This is a genomic window from Thalassotalea sp. PP2-459, assembly GCF_001913705.1.
In the GTDB taxonomy this organism is placed as follows: Bacteria; Pseudomonadota; Gammaproteobacteria; order Enterobacterales; family Alteromonadaceae; genus Thalassotalea_C; species Thalassotalea_C hakodatensis.
Genome location: NZ_MKQD01000013.1, coordinates 35,942 through 51,679 on the forward strand (window position 1 = coordinate 35,942; position 15,738 = coordinate 51,679).

Here is a 15,738-nt window from a genome sequence, read left to right on the forward strand (position 1 = left end):
GGATTTTAATTAAAGGGCTGATATGAAATCAACATTATTAATAATAGCAACGATTGTGGCTGTGAGTGGTTGTGCTAAATCCTCAACAGGCCGTAATCAAATTACGTTATTTTCAGACAGTGAATTGAACAAGATGGGGGCTACTTCTTTTGAGGAATTAAAAGAGAAAGAGAAAATTAGCCAAGATATTGCAACCAATAATTATGTGCAATGTGTTGCAAAAGCAGTGACAAAAAATGTATCAAAACAAGCCCATTCTGGCGATTGGGAAGTCGTTGTGTTTGATTCTGAACAAGTAAATGCCTTTGCCTTACCAGGCGGTAAAATAGGTGTATATACGGGGATTCTTAACGTTGCCCAAGGTCAAGATCAACTTGCTGCAATTATTGGTCATGAAATTGCTCATGTCACTGAGCGTCACTCTAATGAGCGATTATCGTCAAATCAACTGGTTCAAGCGGGGGCAGCTGTTGGTGGTGCCGTTTTATCGCAGCAAGAGGTGGAAAATAAAGAAACTTGGCTGATGGTTGGTTTAGGCATTGCGCAATATGGCATATTAATGCCATATAGTCGTATGCATGAGAGCGAAGCAGATATCGTTGGTCAAAAGCTAATGGCGCAATCAGGCTTTAAACCGTCAGCAGCCATTTCATTGTGGCAGAATATGGCGAAGCAATCTAAAGGTTCACCCCCCGAATTTTTATCAACGCATCCGTCAAATCAAACACGGATAAATGATTTATCGAAAAACTTACCAACAGCTCAAGCAATTTATCAACGTTCAACCCTTCGTCCTAGCTGCGGATAGTGCAGTAGCTTTCCCTTTTGAGTGAATAAAATGGTGGCAATTTTTGCCACCATTTTTTTTCAATAAATTATACCAATAATGTTGAATGTATATATGTATTATAGCAATATGTATATGAAACGTATTTTTTTGGGTTAGATATTAAATGGGTATTGTTAAAATTTCAGAACAATTACATGATGAAGTTAGAAAAACCAGTAGTGTTATGGAACGTTCTATTAATTCTCAGGCTGAATTTTGGCTAAAAATAGGGCGACTCGCAGAGCAAAATCCAACGCTAAGCTATGAACAAATCATTGAACGAGAGATGCGCTCAGGTCAAGTCATCTCAGTAAGGCTTATCGGTGAATAACAATATTATTATTAAATCAACCGCTGAAATCGAATTAATGAGAGAATCAGGCCGATTATTAGCAAAGGTTTTTAAACAACTCGATACCTTTATAGCTGTTGATGTTACAACGTTAGCGATTAATGATTTTGTTGAAGATTTTATTGTTAATACACTTAATGCTCGTCCAGCGAGCAAAGGTCAGTATGGTTATAAATATGTATTAAACTCGTCAGTAAATGAGGTTGTTTGTCATGGAATTCCAAGTGAAAATAAACGATTAAAATCTGGCGATATAGTTAATATTGATATTACCCTAGAAAAAAATGGCTTTGTTGCTGACAGTAGTAAAATGTATTTAATTGGTGATGTTAAACCAAGAGCAAAGCAATTGTCTAAAGTAACTTATCAAGCGATGTGGCAAGGTATTTCTATGGTAAAGCCTGGCGCTACCTTAGGTGATGTAGGACATGCTATTCAATCATACGCACAGCGTCACGGCTTTAGCGTCGTTCGAGAGTATTGTGGACATGGTATTGGACGTGAGATGCATGAACCACCACAAGTGCTTCATGTTGGTAAGCCTGGAATGGGAATTAAATTAAAAACAGGCATGACATTCACAATAGAGCCTATGATTAACCAAGGCACTCATAAAACGAAAGAAAAAAAAGATGGCTGGACCGTTGTCACTCGGGATAAAAAGTTATCTGCACAATGGGAACATACGGTACTTGTCACCGCTAATGGGGTAGAAGTGCTGACGCTAAGAGATGATGAATCGTTGCCTGCGACACTAAACGTATAAAAAATTCACCCTATACAATACAACTACTTCTTGTTGAATGAGTCCATTTTATGAGGCTTTTTATTTGACCGAGGAAGTGTTTCATCAAGATCATTTAAGTTTTTTTTACGTAGTGGTGTTTTTGCGTTTCTACGCACAGTGCTAAAGTTACCAATAAATATCAGCGCAACAACAATAAAAATTGTAATGATTAACCAGTTATCCATGTGATACCCCTTGAACGTTGTATACGTAGCGTTCCATTAATTGCTCTATTTGATCAAGAATAAAAGCTTTTCCCTCAATTTCATGTTTGTGAAGAGTGTTAGCTAATATTTCTGGCGTTAATTCTGTTAGGAACTGAGTTGCTAATGGGGCAAACGATAAGTGCCAAGGCTCATGAGCAACTCCCCCTTGATAGCATTGATATGGAAAATAGAAACCATAATTTTGCGCATTTTCATTAAGCCATTTCGTTAGTTTAGCAAATGGACCATATTCCTCATACTCCCATGCTTCAAGTGATAATTGCTGCCCGTTGCTAAGCAATGATGGGTCATAAACATCAATATCTGTTCCCCAATGGTGACGACTAGCACCAGGAAGCGCTGAAAATGTCATGACAGCATGTACTTTTTCTTCAGTTGATAACTTAGTTAGGTTTACTTGCTGTTGTTGTAAATCGAAAACAGGCAATTCTCCCTTCATCTTTTTATTCCAAATATTCAACTGGCGATCAAAATCTCGAAAACCACTTGCGATAGATAATTGAAAACCCACTGTTTTCGCAGCATCAACTAAATTTGACCAAGGGAAAAGCATATCGTGGTGTATTCCCTTATTATCTGACAAATAATGAATATGTGCATCGCTTGTACCTGTTAGAAAGGTTTGATCAGCCATGATTATGTATTGCCTTAACTGAGTACGTTTACGAGAGTGTGATAGTAAATATCAACTAACTCTTCAAGGTCAGCACATTTTACACTTTCATTCACTTGATGGATCGTTGCATTACAAGGTCCAAGTTCAACAACTTGCGCACCGGTTGGCGCAATGAATCTTCCGTCAGAAGTGCCGCCTGATGTAGATAACGTCGTGTTAAAGCCTTTTACGGTTTGAATAGCGCTTGACGCTGCATCCACGAGGGTGCCAGGTTCTGTGATGAAAGGCTTACCATTAAATGTCCATTTAATTTCATAGTTTAACTGATGCTCAGTTAAAATCGCGTCGATCTTACTGACGATTTTTTCATCGGTTAACTCTGTGCTATAGCGTAAATTAAACCATGCGGTTAAATGACCAGGAACAACGTTTGTTGCGCCAGTGCCAGATTGAATATTTGATAATTGAAAACTTGTTTCAGGAAAATACTCATTACCCGTATCCCAATGTGTTTGACTCAGTGCAGCTAAAGCTGGCATTGCAAGATGAATAGGATTTTCAACATGTTGAGGGTAGGCAACGTGACCTTGTTTACCGATTACTTTTAATTCACCTGAAATTGAACCACGACGGCCGTTTTTAACAATATCTCCCACTTCATTTGTGCTAGAAGGTTCACCAACTATGCAATAATCGATTTTTTCATTTCTTGCTTCTAAAGTGTCTATTACTCGTGTAGTACCATTGATAAATGGACCTTCTTCATCACTGGTAATTAAAAAAGCGATAGAGCCTTTATGATGTGGATGTTCTGCAACAAACTTTTCTGTTGCTACTACCATAGCCGCTAAACTACCTTTCATATCAGCGGCGCCGCGTCCGAATAAATAACCATCTTTGAAAGTGGGTTCAAAAGGCGGAGTATCCCAGCTTGCTAAATGACCAGCTGGTACCACATCAGTATGACCAGCAAAGCAAAATACTGGCCCAGTATCGCCTTTAAGACACCACATATTCGTGGTGTCTTCAAATACCATTGATTCGGTTAGAAAACCTAATTTTTCTAGGCGTTCAGACATCACCTGCTGACAACCTGCATCTTCAGGAGTAACCGATGGACGAGAGATCAAATCTGCGGCGAGAGTTAAAACCGGCGTGTTAGTTGTCGTCATTAGGCAAAAATCTCTTGATAATTTTCTGCCTTAAAACCTAGATGTAATTGGTCGTCAATAAGCAACAAAGGGCGCTTTAATAACGTTGGCTGTAATAATACTTGTTCTGAGGCTACGGTATCTGAAAGATTAGTTTTTATATGTTCGTCTAAATTTCGGAACGTTGTGCTACGTTTATTGAGTAATAAATCCCATGAAGACATAGCAACAAATTGTTGTAACTGATTGTTATCTAGACCGTCAGTACGAAAATCGTGGAATTGATAGGTAATATTATGCTCATCAAGCCATTTTCGTGCTTTTTTTACGGTGTCGCAGTTTTTTATGCCATATAAAGTTGTCATATTAAATCACTTGATAATTATTGTTGGTTAATGCCGTTATAGCGCTGTCAATTTTATTGCTTTTGACTAAGACATAATCGGTATCAAAGGTAGAAATGGCGAAAATACTGATTTTCTTATTCGCTAATATGGTTGAAATTTTTGAAAGTATCCCCGTTAATGAAAAATCTAATGGACCAACAACTTCAAGTGCTTGCCAGTCAGGTTCACTATCTTCGCTTAACAACATAAGTGTACTAGGAGCAACCACCGATACCTCATCATTAGTTTTTGCGATAAAATACATGTGTTGTTTAAACACTTCGGAGGGTATTTCGCTATTGGCTGGAAAACTATGGATAGTGAACGTGTCGTTTAATCGCTTTAACGTTAGTGTTGCCATATGCTAAGCCTGATAAATTCAAAGGTAATACTATAACTCGCCATTAAGTTAAACTCTAGGATCAAATCTTTTTTGAATGAAGAATATTACTAGTTTAAAGATAGTTAATTAATATTAAGGTAAGTTTTATCGGAATTGTTTTGTTAAACGATTGAATAGTTTGTTTAAGTGGGGATTTGAACGCAGTAATTCTATGAATAACTGATTTACAATATTAGTTATATCCACAAAAGATGTGGATATCTTTGTGTGCAAACTATGGTTATGTTTGTAACTAACTGTATTTTAAGTCTTTAATGTCTTGGTTGTTTTTTAACTAGAAATAATAAACTTAAATAAAGCTTGTAATCTAGTAAAAAAGTTAGTTCATAATGATCTTGTAGAATTATCGTTATTTTTAGTGGTTATATCTGCTAAATTAAGGTAAATATTATGATGTATTTTGAAATAGAGTTATTTTAGCAGCAAAGCGTTTTAACGAAGCTTTTATTGTTAATTTGCATATTTTTATTAAGATTAAAATTTAAACTACCTTCGAGTTTGTGCTATCTTGTAAGTAACAGTTGTTATAATGTATGGCCTATGAATATGAATGTTGTAGAAATTGTAAAGTTAGGTCGCAAGTATATGTTACTCTGGCCTGATCGTAGAGAACTAGCAGAATACTTTGCTGAGTATCATGCTATCAAAATGGCGCGTCTTGTGTGTAAATATTTGCCTGGCGTGGCTTTATTTACTTTAGTCATGCAACTTTATTTTGGTGGCGTTGCTTCTTTACCACAATCTGTGGTTTATACTGTGTTTATGCTAAGCGTTCCGTTACAAGCTTTAGTTATGCTAGGGATAAAAGCAGATAAATTTTTGCCGCCCGCATTAGCGAATTGGTATAAAGAAGGAGTTGCTAAAATTAATCAAAGCGGCGGAGACATAAAACTTTGCGTGCAAAAACCTCGGTACGTTGATTTAGCACAGTTGCTGAATATTAGTTATCGGCACGCGAAGCATTAATGGAAAATTAAAACCGCTGTTCAAGCGGTTTTTTTATAAATGCGAATAAGAAAATCAGCCTGACATTCAAAGTTACTTTCTTGTTTTAATTTTTGTTTTACTTCTTCAGTCGCTTTAAAGGCAAAGGGTGTCATTGATAGTAAGTTTAGCAAATCATCACCTGAACGTATCGTCATGGTATAGCTCAGCTGTTCCTGTGTATCTAACGTCATATTATCAACTGTTATTTTGTCTTCGTCATGTTGCAATGCGCGTTGATAAATTTTTTGTTTGAGCGACAATAAATGGTTTCCGCCAGGTGTCACAGTTATTAAATAACCGTTGTCTGATAAAATACGATTAAATTCTGCAGGTAATATGGGAGCATAAATAGAAACAATAGCATTGATATGTTGATCATCAAAAGGTAGTTGTGACAACGTGGCCACCGAAAAATGACAATCAGTATATTTTTTTGCCGCTTTCTTTACGGCTTCTTTGGCAATATCAATACCATACACCGTCTGACAGCTTTGCTTAAACTGCCCTGTATAAAAGCCTTCTCCACAGCCGGCATCTAAAATGACACCATTATTAAGGCTAAGTGCATCTAATATTGATATCAATTTGTCGGCAAGCGGTTGATAATATCCCTGTAATAAAAAGGCACGCCTAGCATTTACCATTGCCTTATTGTCGCCAGGTTGTTTCGAATGTTTAAATTGGACCGGCAATAAGTTAACGTATCCTTCCTTTGCTTTGTCAAAACAATGAGACTGAGCACAACGATACGTGTGCTCTTTTAACATTAAACTTGATTGGCAAATAGGGCAGCGATATTGCGCATTTATCATGTAAATGTAGACCAGATAGGTGCATGATCAGAAGGCTTTTCAATACCACGTAATTCATAATCAATGTCAGATTCAACACATTGTTTGGCTAAGCTTTCTGTGGCTAACACAACGTCAATTCGTAGCCCTCGATTATCATCAAAACCACGAGAACGATAATCAAACCATGAGTATTTTTCACTGGTCGATGGGTGTAATTCTCTAAACGTGTCTTTAAACCCCCAATTTATTAGCGTTGAAAGCCATTGGCGCTCTTCTGGTTGAAAACTACATTTACCCGTTTTTAACCAACGTTTTTTATTGGGTTCACCAATACCAATATCTAAATCAATCGGTGAAATATTAATATCACCCATCACTACGAGGTTTTCATCGGGTGTGTGATGTTCATTTAAATAGACCATTAAGTCTTTATAAAACTGGCGTTTATAAGGAAATTTAGTTTCATGTGCAATATTATCTCCTTGCGGAAAGTAACCATTTAATACCGTTACTTTTTCACCACGCTCATTGGTCGTCGTTACCATGATCATACGCTTTTGAGAGTCTTCAGTATCGGTGGGGAAGCCTTTAGTCACAACATCAGCTGGTTTTTTACATAGCATTGCAACACCGTAATGTGCTTTTTGACCGTGGAAGTATACGTGATAACCCATCGCTTCAACATCGGCAAGAGGGAAGGCGTCGTCGTGTACTTTGATTTCTTGTAGGCCAATGATGTCAGGTTGATGTTTATCGATTACGGCTTGTAATTGGTGAAGTCTGGCTCGTAAACCATTTATATTGAAAGAGATAATCTTCATGGGTAATGTATTTGATGGTTAGTATTCATTAGCGCGAAATAATACCATAAGATGATAGTTGTGTTGAATATTGTTCACAGTAAATTTAATCTTTATGCGAATTGGTATAAACAACAATATTATCGTTATTTAGTACTGTCGTCCCTTATTAGAGCGTGTTGATCTTTCATGTTTACTTTTGCCGCATTTTGTTTGGTTTTTATACAAAGCAACACTTGCGCCGTGTAGTTATTCTACTCCAGTCAAGCGTTAACACAGTAGAAATGACAAACAGATACAGCACGAAGGGTTCAACTAAACGCCTCCTGCTCTTTGTTACTTGAATTAACCATAGAATGACTATGCAAGAATCCAAGTCGCGCGATCAGAAGGCGTTTACCTTGAACAAAACTCAAACAGCAAATATCAACACGCTCTAGCTAAATTGAATAAGGTTCATGGTTATTTCATTCTAGATTTACTGTATTGTTTACCTAAACTTACCTTTCATTAAGGCAACATGAAACTTAGTGAACAAAGTTGTTGGTAAAACCACAAAAAGCGTAATGCTTACTATTGGTTGAAGTTACTGCTTGTTCTTAATAAGTACCAAATATTTTATCACCGGCGTCACCTAGACCCGGTAAGATATAGCCTTGTTCGTTGAGCTTTTCATCGCATGCAGCAATATACACATCAATATCAGGGTGGGCTTTCTCTAATGCGCTAATACCTTCTGGCGCCGCAACCATAAATAATGCAGTAATTTTTTCACAACCTGAAGATTTTAGTAAATTAATACACGTTATTGCTGAACCGCCTGTGGCTAACATAGGATCAATCACAATGGCGTGTCGTTCTGCAATATCACTGACTATATTTTCATAATAACTTTCAATACCGATATGCACGGTTCCAGCTTTATCGGTAGAAATATCGTCATCATTGCGTTTTAAGCCAATAATACTGACTTTCGCGCAAGGTAAAATAGTTAAGGCTCCTTCTAACATACCAAGTCCAGCACGTAGAATAGGTACTAATGTTGGTTGCTTTTCGGCTAATAATGGGGTGGAAATATTGCCAGACCAACAAGCTAAAGGTGTGCTTTGTACTTGAAAGTTTTGTGTCGCTTCTACCATCAGCATAGTAGATATTTCGTTAGTTAATTCACGAAAAGACTTTGATGACAGGTTAGCTTCGCGTGCTAATGATACTTTATGTTTTAGTAGTGGATGATTACTAATATAAACGGTCATTTCGTTTCCTTTTGTACAGTGTTATTGGTATTTCGTACTCTGTTTAGTTAATTACCAAACAAGCGCTTTAAAATGTTTTCGACAAAGCGATTCATAGCGTTCGTTGCCACCCACTTCAATTTGAGCACCTGATGTTACAGCATTGCCTTGGTCATCTGTTCTGACGACAAAATTTGCTTTTTTGCCACAATGACAAATGGTTTTTAGTTCGATCAATTTGTCTGCCCATGCCAAAAGTGCGGCACTGCCTACAAACGTTTTACCGAGAAAATCAGTTCTAATGCCATAAGCTAAGACCGGTATTTTTAACATATCAACAATATCAGTAAGTTGCTTTACTTGTTGTTCCGTTAAAAACTGTGCTTCATCGACCAATACACAACTAACAGGGGTTAACTCATGTTGCTGTGTTACTTGTTGAGCGATATCTGTTTCAGCCGAAAATAAATTAGCATCAGCATGTAAACCAAGACGTGAAGAGATTTGTCCCGTCGAGAAACGGTTATCGATGTCTGCAGTATAAAGCAGGGTATTCATACCGCGCTCGCGGTAGTTGTATGAAGATTGCAGTAAATGTGTAGATTTTCCAGCATTCATCGTTGAATAGTAAAAATATAGTTGTGCCATAACAGGTTAATAGCGCTCATTACTTGTTTGCTGTGATTCGTCTTCAATAGTGGCGATTAGGTTTTTTAATAACCCGCTAGCGCCGAAACGAAAATGAGTTTGATCAAGCCATGAAGCCCCTAAAGTATCCATAACTAAAGTTAAGTACTCGGTGGCATCTTCCAAGGTTTTAACACCACCAGCAGCTTTAAAGCCAACATTTGGGTTTACGTTTTCAATAACAGATAGCATGATTTTTGCAGCTTGTGGGGTAGCATTTATGTCAACTTTACCCGTTGAGGTTTTGATGAAATCAGCGCCAGCGTCAATCGCTATTTCACTTGCCCGTTGAATTAAAGAATCTGTTTTTAATTTTCCAGACTCAATAATTACTTTTAAGGTAACCTGCTTACCACAAGCTTGTTTACATGCGTTTACTAATTCATAGCCAACATTTTCATCACCAGCAATTAAAGCATTGTAAGGGAACACAACGTCAACTTCATCAGCACCAAGTGAAACAGCTTCTGCTGTTTCTTTCACTGCTTGGTTCACATCACTACCGCCATGAGGAAAGTTAGTGACGGTTGCAATTTTTATCTGTTTATTTGTTTTGGCTAAATGTTGTTTCGCAATGGAAATATACTGAGGATAAATACAAATAGCGGCAGTATCTCCATGTTTTGTCGCTGCTTGTTCACATAGTTCAATAATTTCTTGCTGTGATTCATCGCCTCGTAAACTGGTTAGATCAACGAGAGAAAGGGCAAGTAAAGCGGTTTGTTGTTGCTCTGTCATGTTATTCTCCTAAAGGCTAAGAAATACACCTGCAATTGCAGCACTCATTAAATTAGCTAGTGTTGCTGCCATCATTGCTTTCATACCAAGACGAGCAATATCAGGACGACGCGAAGGTGCCATTGAACCTATACCACCAAGTAAGATAGCAATCGAAGATAAATTAGCAAAACCGCATAATGCAAAAGTGATAATCGCTTGGGTAGAAGGTGTTAAAGTATCTTTGATTTCAACAAAATTTACATAAGCAAAAAACTCATTAACAACCACTTTTTGCCCTATAAAACTACCCGCTTGCAGCATTTCTTCTGCGGGAACACCAATAACAAAAGCGAATGGAGCAAATACGTAGCCAAGTAACCATTCAATGGTTAAGTTTTCGATACCAAATAGGTTGCCAACTCCGCCGACTAACATGTTTAAAAGCGCGATGAGCGCGATAAAAGCCAATAGCATTGCACCAACATTAACAGCTAATTTCATGCCTGATGCTGCGCCTGTTGCCGCTGCATCTATCACATTCACCGGTTTAATTTCTTGCTCTGAAATAGATAAGTTATTTGCTTGAATTTTATCAGCTTCGGTTTCCGGTAAAATAATTTTTGCCATTAACAAGCCACCAGGTGCAGCCATAAACGACGCCGCTATAAGATATTTTAGTTCAACACCGAGTCCTGCATAGCCGGCTAATATTGAACCCGCAACTGATGCTAATCCGCCGACCATAATGGCAAATAATTCTGATTGAGTCATTGATGCAATGTAAGGTCGAACGACTAAAGGGGCTTCTGTTTGCCCAACAAAAATGTTTGCTGTAGCAGACAGAGATTCAGGTTTACTTGTGCCAAGTAGTTTTTGCAGACCACCACCAATAATGCGAATGATCCATTGCATAATATTAAGGTGATAAAGTACGGCAATTAACGATGAGAAGAAAATAATGACCGGCAATACTCGCACGGCAAACACAAAGCCTACACCGTTGCTAAACATTTTATCAGTGCCTAGACCACCAAATATAAAGTTAATGCCAGCCTTAGCGCTATCAATGACGTTTTGTACGCCGTTGGTCATTGATTCGAGTACATCTTTACCGAATGGAATATATAGCACGAAAGCGCCAAGTATTAACTGTAGTAAAAATGCAAAACCAACGGTTCGAAAATTAATTGACTTCTTATGGCTACTTAACGCGTATGCTGCTACTAACAGCAAAACAATACCTATGACCCCGTGTAACGCCCCCATGAAATATCCTCTATTATTATTGTTGTATTAATTGTCTAATTTTTGCTTTTATGACTTCAATGGCCATTCTATTTTTACCGCCTTTGTTGACAATAATGTCAGCCCAAGATTTGGAAGGAGCGATAAATTGATGATACATTGGTCTCACTGTTTGTTCATATTGTTGAGTGATAGAATCTATATCACGGTCTCGTTCTTCTATGTCACGCTTTATTCTTCGTAACAAACAAATATCTAATGGTGTATCCATGTATATTTTTAGATCAAAACACTCTCGAAGGTTTTGATCAGCAAAAAGCAAGATACCTTCAACCAAAATAATCGGTGATGCGGGAATTGTCATCGTATCTGTTAAACGCGTGTGCGTTTTATAGCAATATACTGGGCACTCTATATCTTTACCTTGTTGTAACATTCGTAACTGTTCAGCGAGCAAAGTATGCTCGAAAGCATTAGGATGATCGTAATTAGTTTCAATTCTTTGCGGTAATGGAATGTGATCTTGATTTTTGTAGTACGCATCTTCTTTAATAATAGCGATACCGTTTTTACCCAGTTCAGGGAACAACTCTTGATAAATAGTTTGCGCAAATAGCGACTTACCAGAAGCAGAAGCCCCTGATATGGCAATAATAGTGGTTTTATTGGTTAGCAATCTTGGCCGCCTGTAAATAACATGGAAGAATAGCTGTTGAACGTTCGGTACAGGTTAATATGTAGCCAGTAATTCAATATTGCTAATTTCTTTTACTATAACTAAAGACTTAATAATGGTAAATTACCATAACTTGACTAAATGGTCATGAAAAATTCATTTTTTGATGATAAAAAGGTGTGCAAATGGCGCGAGCAATTATATTAGTTTTAGATAGTTTTGGTATAGGGCATGCGCCTGATGCTGAAAAATTTGGTGATATTGGTGCCAATACTTTTGCTCATTTAGCCGAAAAACATTTTGAAATGACAAGGCATAAAATTAATTTACCCAATCTTGCAAGTATGGGGCTTATTGAAGCCAGCTTCTCAGCGGGAAGTGAACGCTTCCCCGCAGAACAATATCCAATAAAAAAAGGCGCGTTTGGCTATGCTGCAGAATTGAGCAGCGGAAAAGATACTCCTAGTGGTCATTGGGAAATGGCAGGTGTACCGGTTTTGTTTGATTGGGGTTACTTCACGGATAAAGAAAATGCTTTCCCTAAAGAGCTAATGCAAATCATTAACGAAGCAACCGGCTATGCTGGTATGCTTGGTAACTGCCATGCATCAGGTACAGAAATTATCGCTCGTTTAGGTGAAGAACATATTAAAACGGGCTTACCTATTTGTTACACCTCTGCAGATAGTGTATTTCAAGTAGCAGCACATGAAGAACATTTTGGTTTGGATAACTTATACACTTATTGTGAAATGGTGCGTTCTTTACTCGATGATTATAATATTGGTCGTGTGATAGCGCGTCCTTTTGTTGGTAATAGCGCGGAAGATTTTGTCCGCACTGGTAATCGTCGAGATTACTCTGTTTTACCTCCTTCCCCAACAGTGTTAGATAAAATGGTTGAAGCAGGCGGTCATGTGATCAGTGTTGGTAAAATTGCTGATATTTTTGCTCATCAAGGGATTTCAGAAAAAACCAAAGCTACCGGTATTGACGCATTAATAGATGCAACGATTTCACATTTAGGCACAGCAAAAGATAAGAGTATTATATTTACCAATCTAGTCAACTTTGATCAAGATTATGGTCACCGTCGCGATCCATTAGGTTATGCGGCTGCACTCGAGGCATTTGATAAGCGATTACCTGATATTATTAATGCCATGTCTAATGATGACGTACTTTTCATGACTGCTGATCATGGATGTGATCCTACGTGGCCAGGCTCAGATCACACAAGAGAATTTGTGCCTATGCTCGCTTACCATCATCATATTGGTAATGTGAATTTAGGCCAGAGAAATAGTTTTGCTGATCTTGGTCAAACACTTGCCGAAATGTTTTCTTTGCCTGCACTTGATTATGGCGATAGTTTCTTTTCACAATTAACTGTTAAGTGAATAAGCGAAATCTAAAATATTGGCTATAATTCATGGCACTAGGAGTGTTCTATTAGACTATGTTGAACTGTAGGTTGCATATTTTCTGTAAATATACGTCAAAGCTCCATGCAGTTTAATCAATATTGAATAGCAGCGCTTAAAGTCCCTAGTATGAATAATATATTAAAAGATAAGAGTCTTGGGAGAGAACAATATGAAAATGTTCGGACAAAGCGCGCTTAGCCGTAGTGTGCAATTGGCATTGTGTAGTTCTACATTTTTGCTAACTACATCGGTAACCGCAGAAGAAAATAATGATCAAACAGAGAAAGTTGTCGGTCTTGAAGTGATTGAAGTAACCGCTCGTAAACGTGTTGAAACAGTTAAAGATGTACCTGCTACGGTCACCGCCATGTCAGCTGAAAGTATTAATGACTATTTAGGCTCTGGTGAAAATGTACGAGCATTAGCTGGCCGTGTGCCGAGTTTACAAATTGAATCTTCAAACGGTAGACAGTCACCTAGGTTTTATATTCGAGGTTTAGGTAATACTGATTTTGATGTAAATGCAAATCAGCCAGTCTCTATGATTTTAGACAATATCGTTTTAGAAAACCCTGTGTTAAAAAGTATTCCTTTATTTGATATCGAACGCGTTGAGGTGCTCAATGGTCCACAAGGTACTGTGTTTGGCAGAAATACTACCGCTGGCATTGTTAAGATTGACACCGTTGCGCCTGATTTTACCAATGAAGGGTATGTTCGGGGTGGTTATGGTAGCCGTGGAACGATGTTTTTAGAAGCAGGTAAAAACTTTGAATTGTCAGATACTTGGGCGGCTAGGGCATCTTTTAAGCATCAAGAGCGAGACGAGTGGGTAGATAACCTAACAACAGGGGATGAAGTAGGAGGCTATGAAGAGTTTGCTTACCGCATCCAATTTTTATATGACAATGGTAGTGACACACGCGCGCTATTAAAAATACATGGCTTTGATCAAGATGGTGACATGCCACAAATCTTTTATGCCAATGCTTTTGAACAGGGTAAGTCTGGTTTAAGAGATAGCTTTGATGAGTCTGAAATATATCATGACAGTACATCAGGCTTTGAATTAGATCATCAAGGTGGCAGTTTAGAAATTGAACATGATTTTGATAACGTAACCTTAACCAGTATCACCGGCTACGACACATTAGAAAGCTGGAGCTATGCTGATATTGATGGTGGTGTAACCGACTTTTCTGGCATACCAAACCAATTAGGTAAGCAATTATGGTTTAATGTCGCTTCTGGTGATGGCCTTTCAGATCATGAGCAATTTACCCAAGAGCTGAGGCTTTCAGGTGATGTAGAAGATATTTATTATCAAGTAGGTGCATTTTATTTCCGTGAAGATTATACCGCTGATTATAAAGATTTAGATACCGAGGGAAATACCACTAACTTTTATCAAATTGATCAATTAACCACCTCGTATGCGTTGTTTGGGCAAGTTGAATACAAACCAAATAATAAATGGGCATTTACGCTAGGTTTACGTTATACCGATGATGAAAAAGAGTTAGACATCCGTGAAGGCGGTACTTCAAATGTAACTTTTGAAATTGATAAAGAGGATGATTACATTAATTGGGACCTTGCCGCTCGTTATACGATAGATGATGATTGGACTGCCTTTGCGCGTATCGGTAACGCTTCAAGAGGCCCTGTTACCATCGGGCGATTTGGATTTCCAAGTGAAGCTGATACTGAAACATTAACGTCTTATGAAGCAGGGCTTAAAGCTAATTTATTCAATGGTAATGCAAGATGGTATATTACGGCTTATACCTATGATATTGAAGATCATCAATTAACTGCCACAGGTGGCGAAGCAAACACTAATTCGCTGTTAAATGCTGACAATACCTATGGCGCAGGCATTGAAACTTCTTTTGAAGCAATGCTAACTGATCAGTTACGTATTAGTACAAATTTAAGCTACAACAAAACAGAAATTCAAGATAAATCGTTGAAAGCCGAACGTTGCGCATCTACACCTACCTGTAATAGTCCTGATGAAGTGGCAAATACCGTTGATGGACCGTTTGGCCCTGTAGTTACCGTATTTGTTGACGGTAACCCGTTGCCTAGATCACCTAAGTGGTTAGCGAATATTAATATTAATTATGAATTTCCGGTAGATTATGGTTACTACTACGCACAAACAGATTGGAACTATAGAAGTAAATCAAATATTTTCCTTTATGAGGCCACAGAATTTTATGCTGATGCTCGGTGGATAGGCGGCTTACGATTAGGTTTTAATAACGATGATGGTTTAGATATTGCCATTGTAGGCCGAAATATTACCGATAAAATTGTTGCTGATGGCGCATTAGATTTTCTCAATTTAACCGCCTTTGTCAATGAGCCAAGGTTTTGGGGAGTAGAAATAGGCTATCAGTTTTAGTCTGCT

General features: G+C 37.9%; 18 protein-coding genes. 6 read left to right on the plus strand and 12 right to left on the minus strand.

Features of this window, described 5'->3' with window-relative positions; translation table 11 throughout:
- The first annotated feature begins 22 nt into the window (after window positions 1–22).
- The 3 genes from BI291_RS01595 (at window position 23) to map (ending at window position 1,947) form a co-directional block, all read left to right on the plus strand.
- A complete protein-coding gene (locus tag BI291_RS01595; RefSeq protein ID WP_074495797.1) occupies window positions 23–808 on the plus strand; it encodes a M48 family metallopeptidase in 786 nt (261 codons plus the stop codon).
- A 145-nt stretch (window positions 809–953) separates the two neighbouring features.
- Window positions 954–1,160: a ParD-like family protein gene (locus tag BI291_RS01600; protein ID WP_074495799.1), complete on the plus strand. Its 207-nt coding sequence runs from the start codon at window positions 954–956 to the stop codon at window positions 1,158–1,160.
- Window positions 1,153–1,947 (plus strand): type I methionyl aminopeptidase, encoded by a 795-nt coding sequence (gene map / locus BI291_RS01605; protein ID WP_217693803.1) that lies wholly within the window; start codon window positions 1,153–1,155, stop codon window positions 1,945–1,947. Before BI291_RS01600 ends, map begins: the two co-directional genes overlap by 8 nt.
- 23 nt (window positions 1,948–1,970) lie before the next feature.
- On the opposite strand, the gene BI291_RS01610 is transcribed toward map, so the two are convergent.
- From BI291_RS01610 to BI291_RS01630, 5 genes are read right to left on the minus strand one after another with little or no spacing between them, the layout of a single operon-like run.
- Window positions 1,971–2,153 (minus strand): hypothetical protein, encoded by a 183-nt coding sequence (locus tag BI291_RS01610; protein ID WP_074495809.1) that lies wholly within the window; start codon window positions 2,151–2,153, stop codon window positions 1,971–1,973.
- A complete protein-coding gene (locus BI291_RS01615) occupies window positions 2,146–2,829 on the minus strand; it encodes a M15 family metallopeptidase (protein WP_074495811.1) in 684 nt (227 codons plus the stop codon). The genes BI291_RS01610 and BI291_RS01615 overlap by 8 nt, the downstream gene beginning before the upstream one ends.
- A 14-nt stretch (window positions 2,830–2,843) precedes the next feature.
- Complete coding sequence (dapE, locus tag BI291_RS01620; RefSeq protein ID WP_074495813.1) at window positions 2,844–3,983, minus strand: succinyl-diaminopimelate desuccinylase; 1,140 nt, start codon at window positions 3,981–3,983, stop codon at window positions 2,844–2,846.
- A complete protein-coding gene (locus BI291_RS01625) occupies window positions 3,983–4,327 on the minus strand; it encodes an ArsC family reductase (RefSeq protein WP_074495815.1) in 345 nt (114 codons plus the stop codon). Before BI291_RS01625 ends, dapE begins: the two co-directional genes overlap by 1 nt.
- A gap of 1 nt (window position 4,328) precedes the next feature.
- Complete coding sequence (locus tag BI291_RS01630) at window positions 4,329–4,709, minus strand: ACT domain-containing protein (protein ID WP_074495817.1); 381 nt, start codon at window positions 4,707–4,709, stop codon at window positions 4,329–4,331.
- A gap of 582 nt (window positions 4,710–5,291) precedes the next feature.
- On the opposite strand from BI291_RS01630, the gene yfbV reads away from it, so the two are divergent.
- Window positions 5,292–5,717: a terminus macrodomain insulation protein YfbV gene (gene yfbV, locus BI291_RS01635; protein WP_074495820.1), complete on the plus strand. Its 426-nt coding sequence runs from the start codon at window positions 5,292–5,294 to the stop codon at window positions 5,715–5,717.
- 20 nt (window positions 5,718–5,737) lie between these two features.
- Here yfbV and rlmA read toward each other — a convergent pair whose 3' ends face one another.
- The 7 genes from rlmA to udk form a co-directional block, all read right to left on the minus strand.
- Window positions 5,738–6,550 carry a 23S rRNA (guanine(745)-N(1))-methyltransferase gene (gene rlmA / locus BI291_RS01640; protein WP_074495822.1) on the minus strand — a complete coding sequence of 271 codons (813 nt, stop codon included), beginning with the start codon at window positions 6,548–6,550 and terminating at the stop codon, window positions 5,738–5,740.
- Complete coding sequence (gene xthA, locus BI291_RS01645; RefSeq protein WP_074495824.1) at window positions 6,547–7,353, minus strand: exodeoxyribonuclease III; 807 nt, start codon at window positions 7,351–7,353, stop codon at window positions 6,547–6,549. Before xthA ends, rlmA begins: the two co-directional genes overlap by 4 nt.
- 578 nt (window positions 7,354–7,931) lie before the next feature.
- The gene (gene upp / locus BI291_RS01650) at window positions 7,932–8,588 is read right to left on the minus strand and encodes a uracil phosphoribosyltransferase (protein WP_074495826.1); all 657 of its coding nucleotides are present in this window, start codon (window positions 8,586–8,588) and stop codon (window positions 7,932–7,934) included.
- Between the two features lie 51 nt (window positions 8,589–8,639).
- Window positions 8,640–9,215, minus strand: a complete 576-nt coding sequence (locus BI291_RS01655; RefSeq protein ID WP_074495828.1) for a thymidine kinase — start codon at window positions 9,213–9,215, stop codon at window positions 8,640–8,642.
- A gap of 6 nt (window positions 9,216–9,221) precedes the next feature.
- Entirely contained in the window at window positions 9,222–9,992 is a 771-nt protein-coding gene (gene deoC / locus BI291_RS01660) for a deoxyribose-phosphate aldolase (RefSeq protein ID WP_074495830.1), read from the minus strand.
- 9 nt (window positions 9,993–10,001) lie between these two features.
- Window positions 10,002–11,240: a NupC/NupG family nucleoside CNT transporter gene (locus BI291_RS01665; RefSeq protein ID WP_074495832.1), complete on the minus strand. Its 1,239-nt coding sequence runs from the start codon at window positions 11,238–11,240 to the stop codon at window positions 10,002–10,004.
- Window positions 11,241–11,256: 16 nt separating this feature from the next.
- Window positions 11,257–11,895 (minus strand): uridine kinase, encoded by a 639-nt coding sequence (gene udk, locus BI291_RS01670; protein ID WP_074495834.1) that lies wholly within the window; start codon window positions 11,893–11,895, stop codon window positions 11,257–11,259.
- A 185-nt stretch (window positions 11,896–12,080) separates the two neighbouring features.
- On the opposite strand from udk, the gene BI291_RS01675 reads away from it, so the two are divergent.
- Window positions 12,081–13,295 (plus strand): phosphopentomutase, encoded by a 1,215-nt coding sequence (locus tag BI291_RS01675; RefSeq protein ID WP_074495837.1) that lies wholly within the window; start codon window positions 12,081–12,083, stop codon window positions 13,293–13,295.
- A 196-nt stretch (window positions 13,296–13,491) separates the two neighbouring features.
- A complete protein-coding gene (locus BI291_RS01680) occupies window positions 13,492–15,732 on the plus strand; it encodes a TonB-dependent receptor (RefSeq protein WP_074495838.1) in 2,241 nt (746 codons plus the stop codon).
- The last annotated feature ends 6 nt before the right edge of the window (window positions 15,733–15,738 follow it).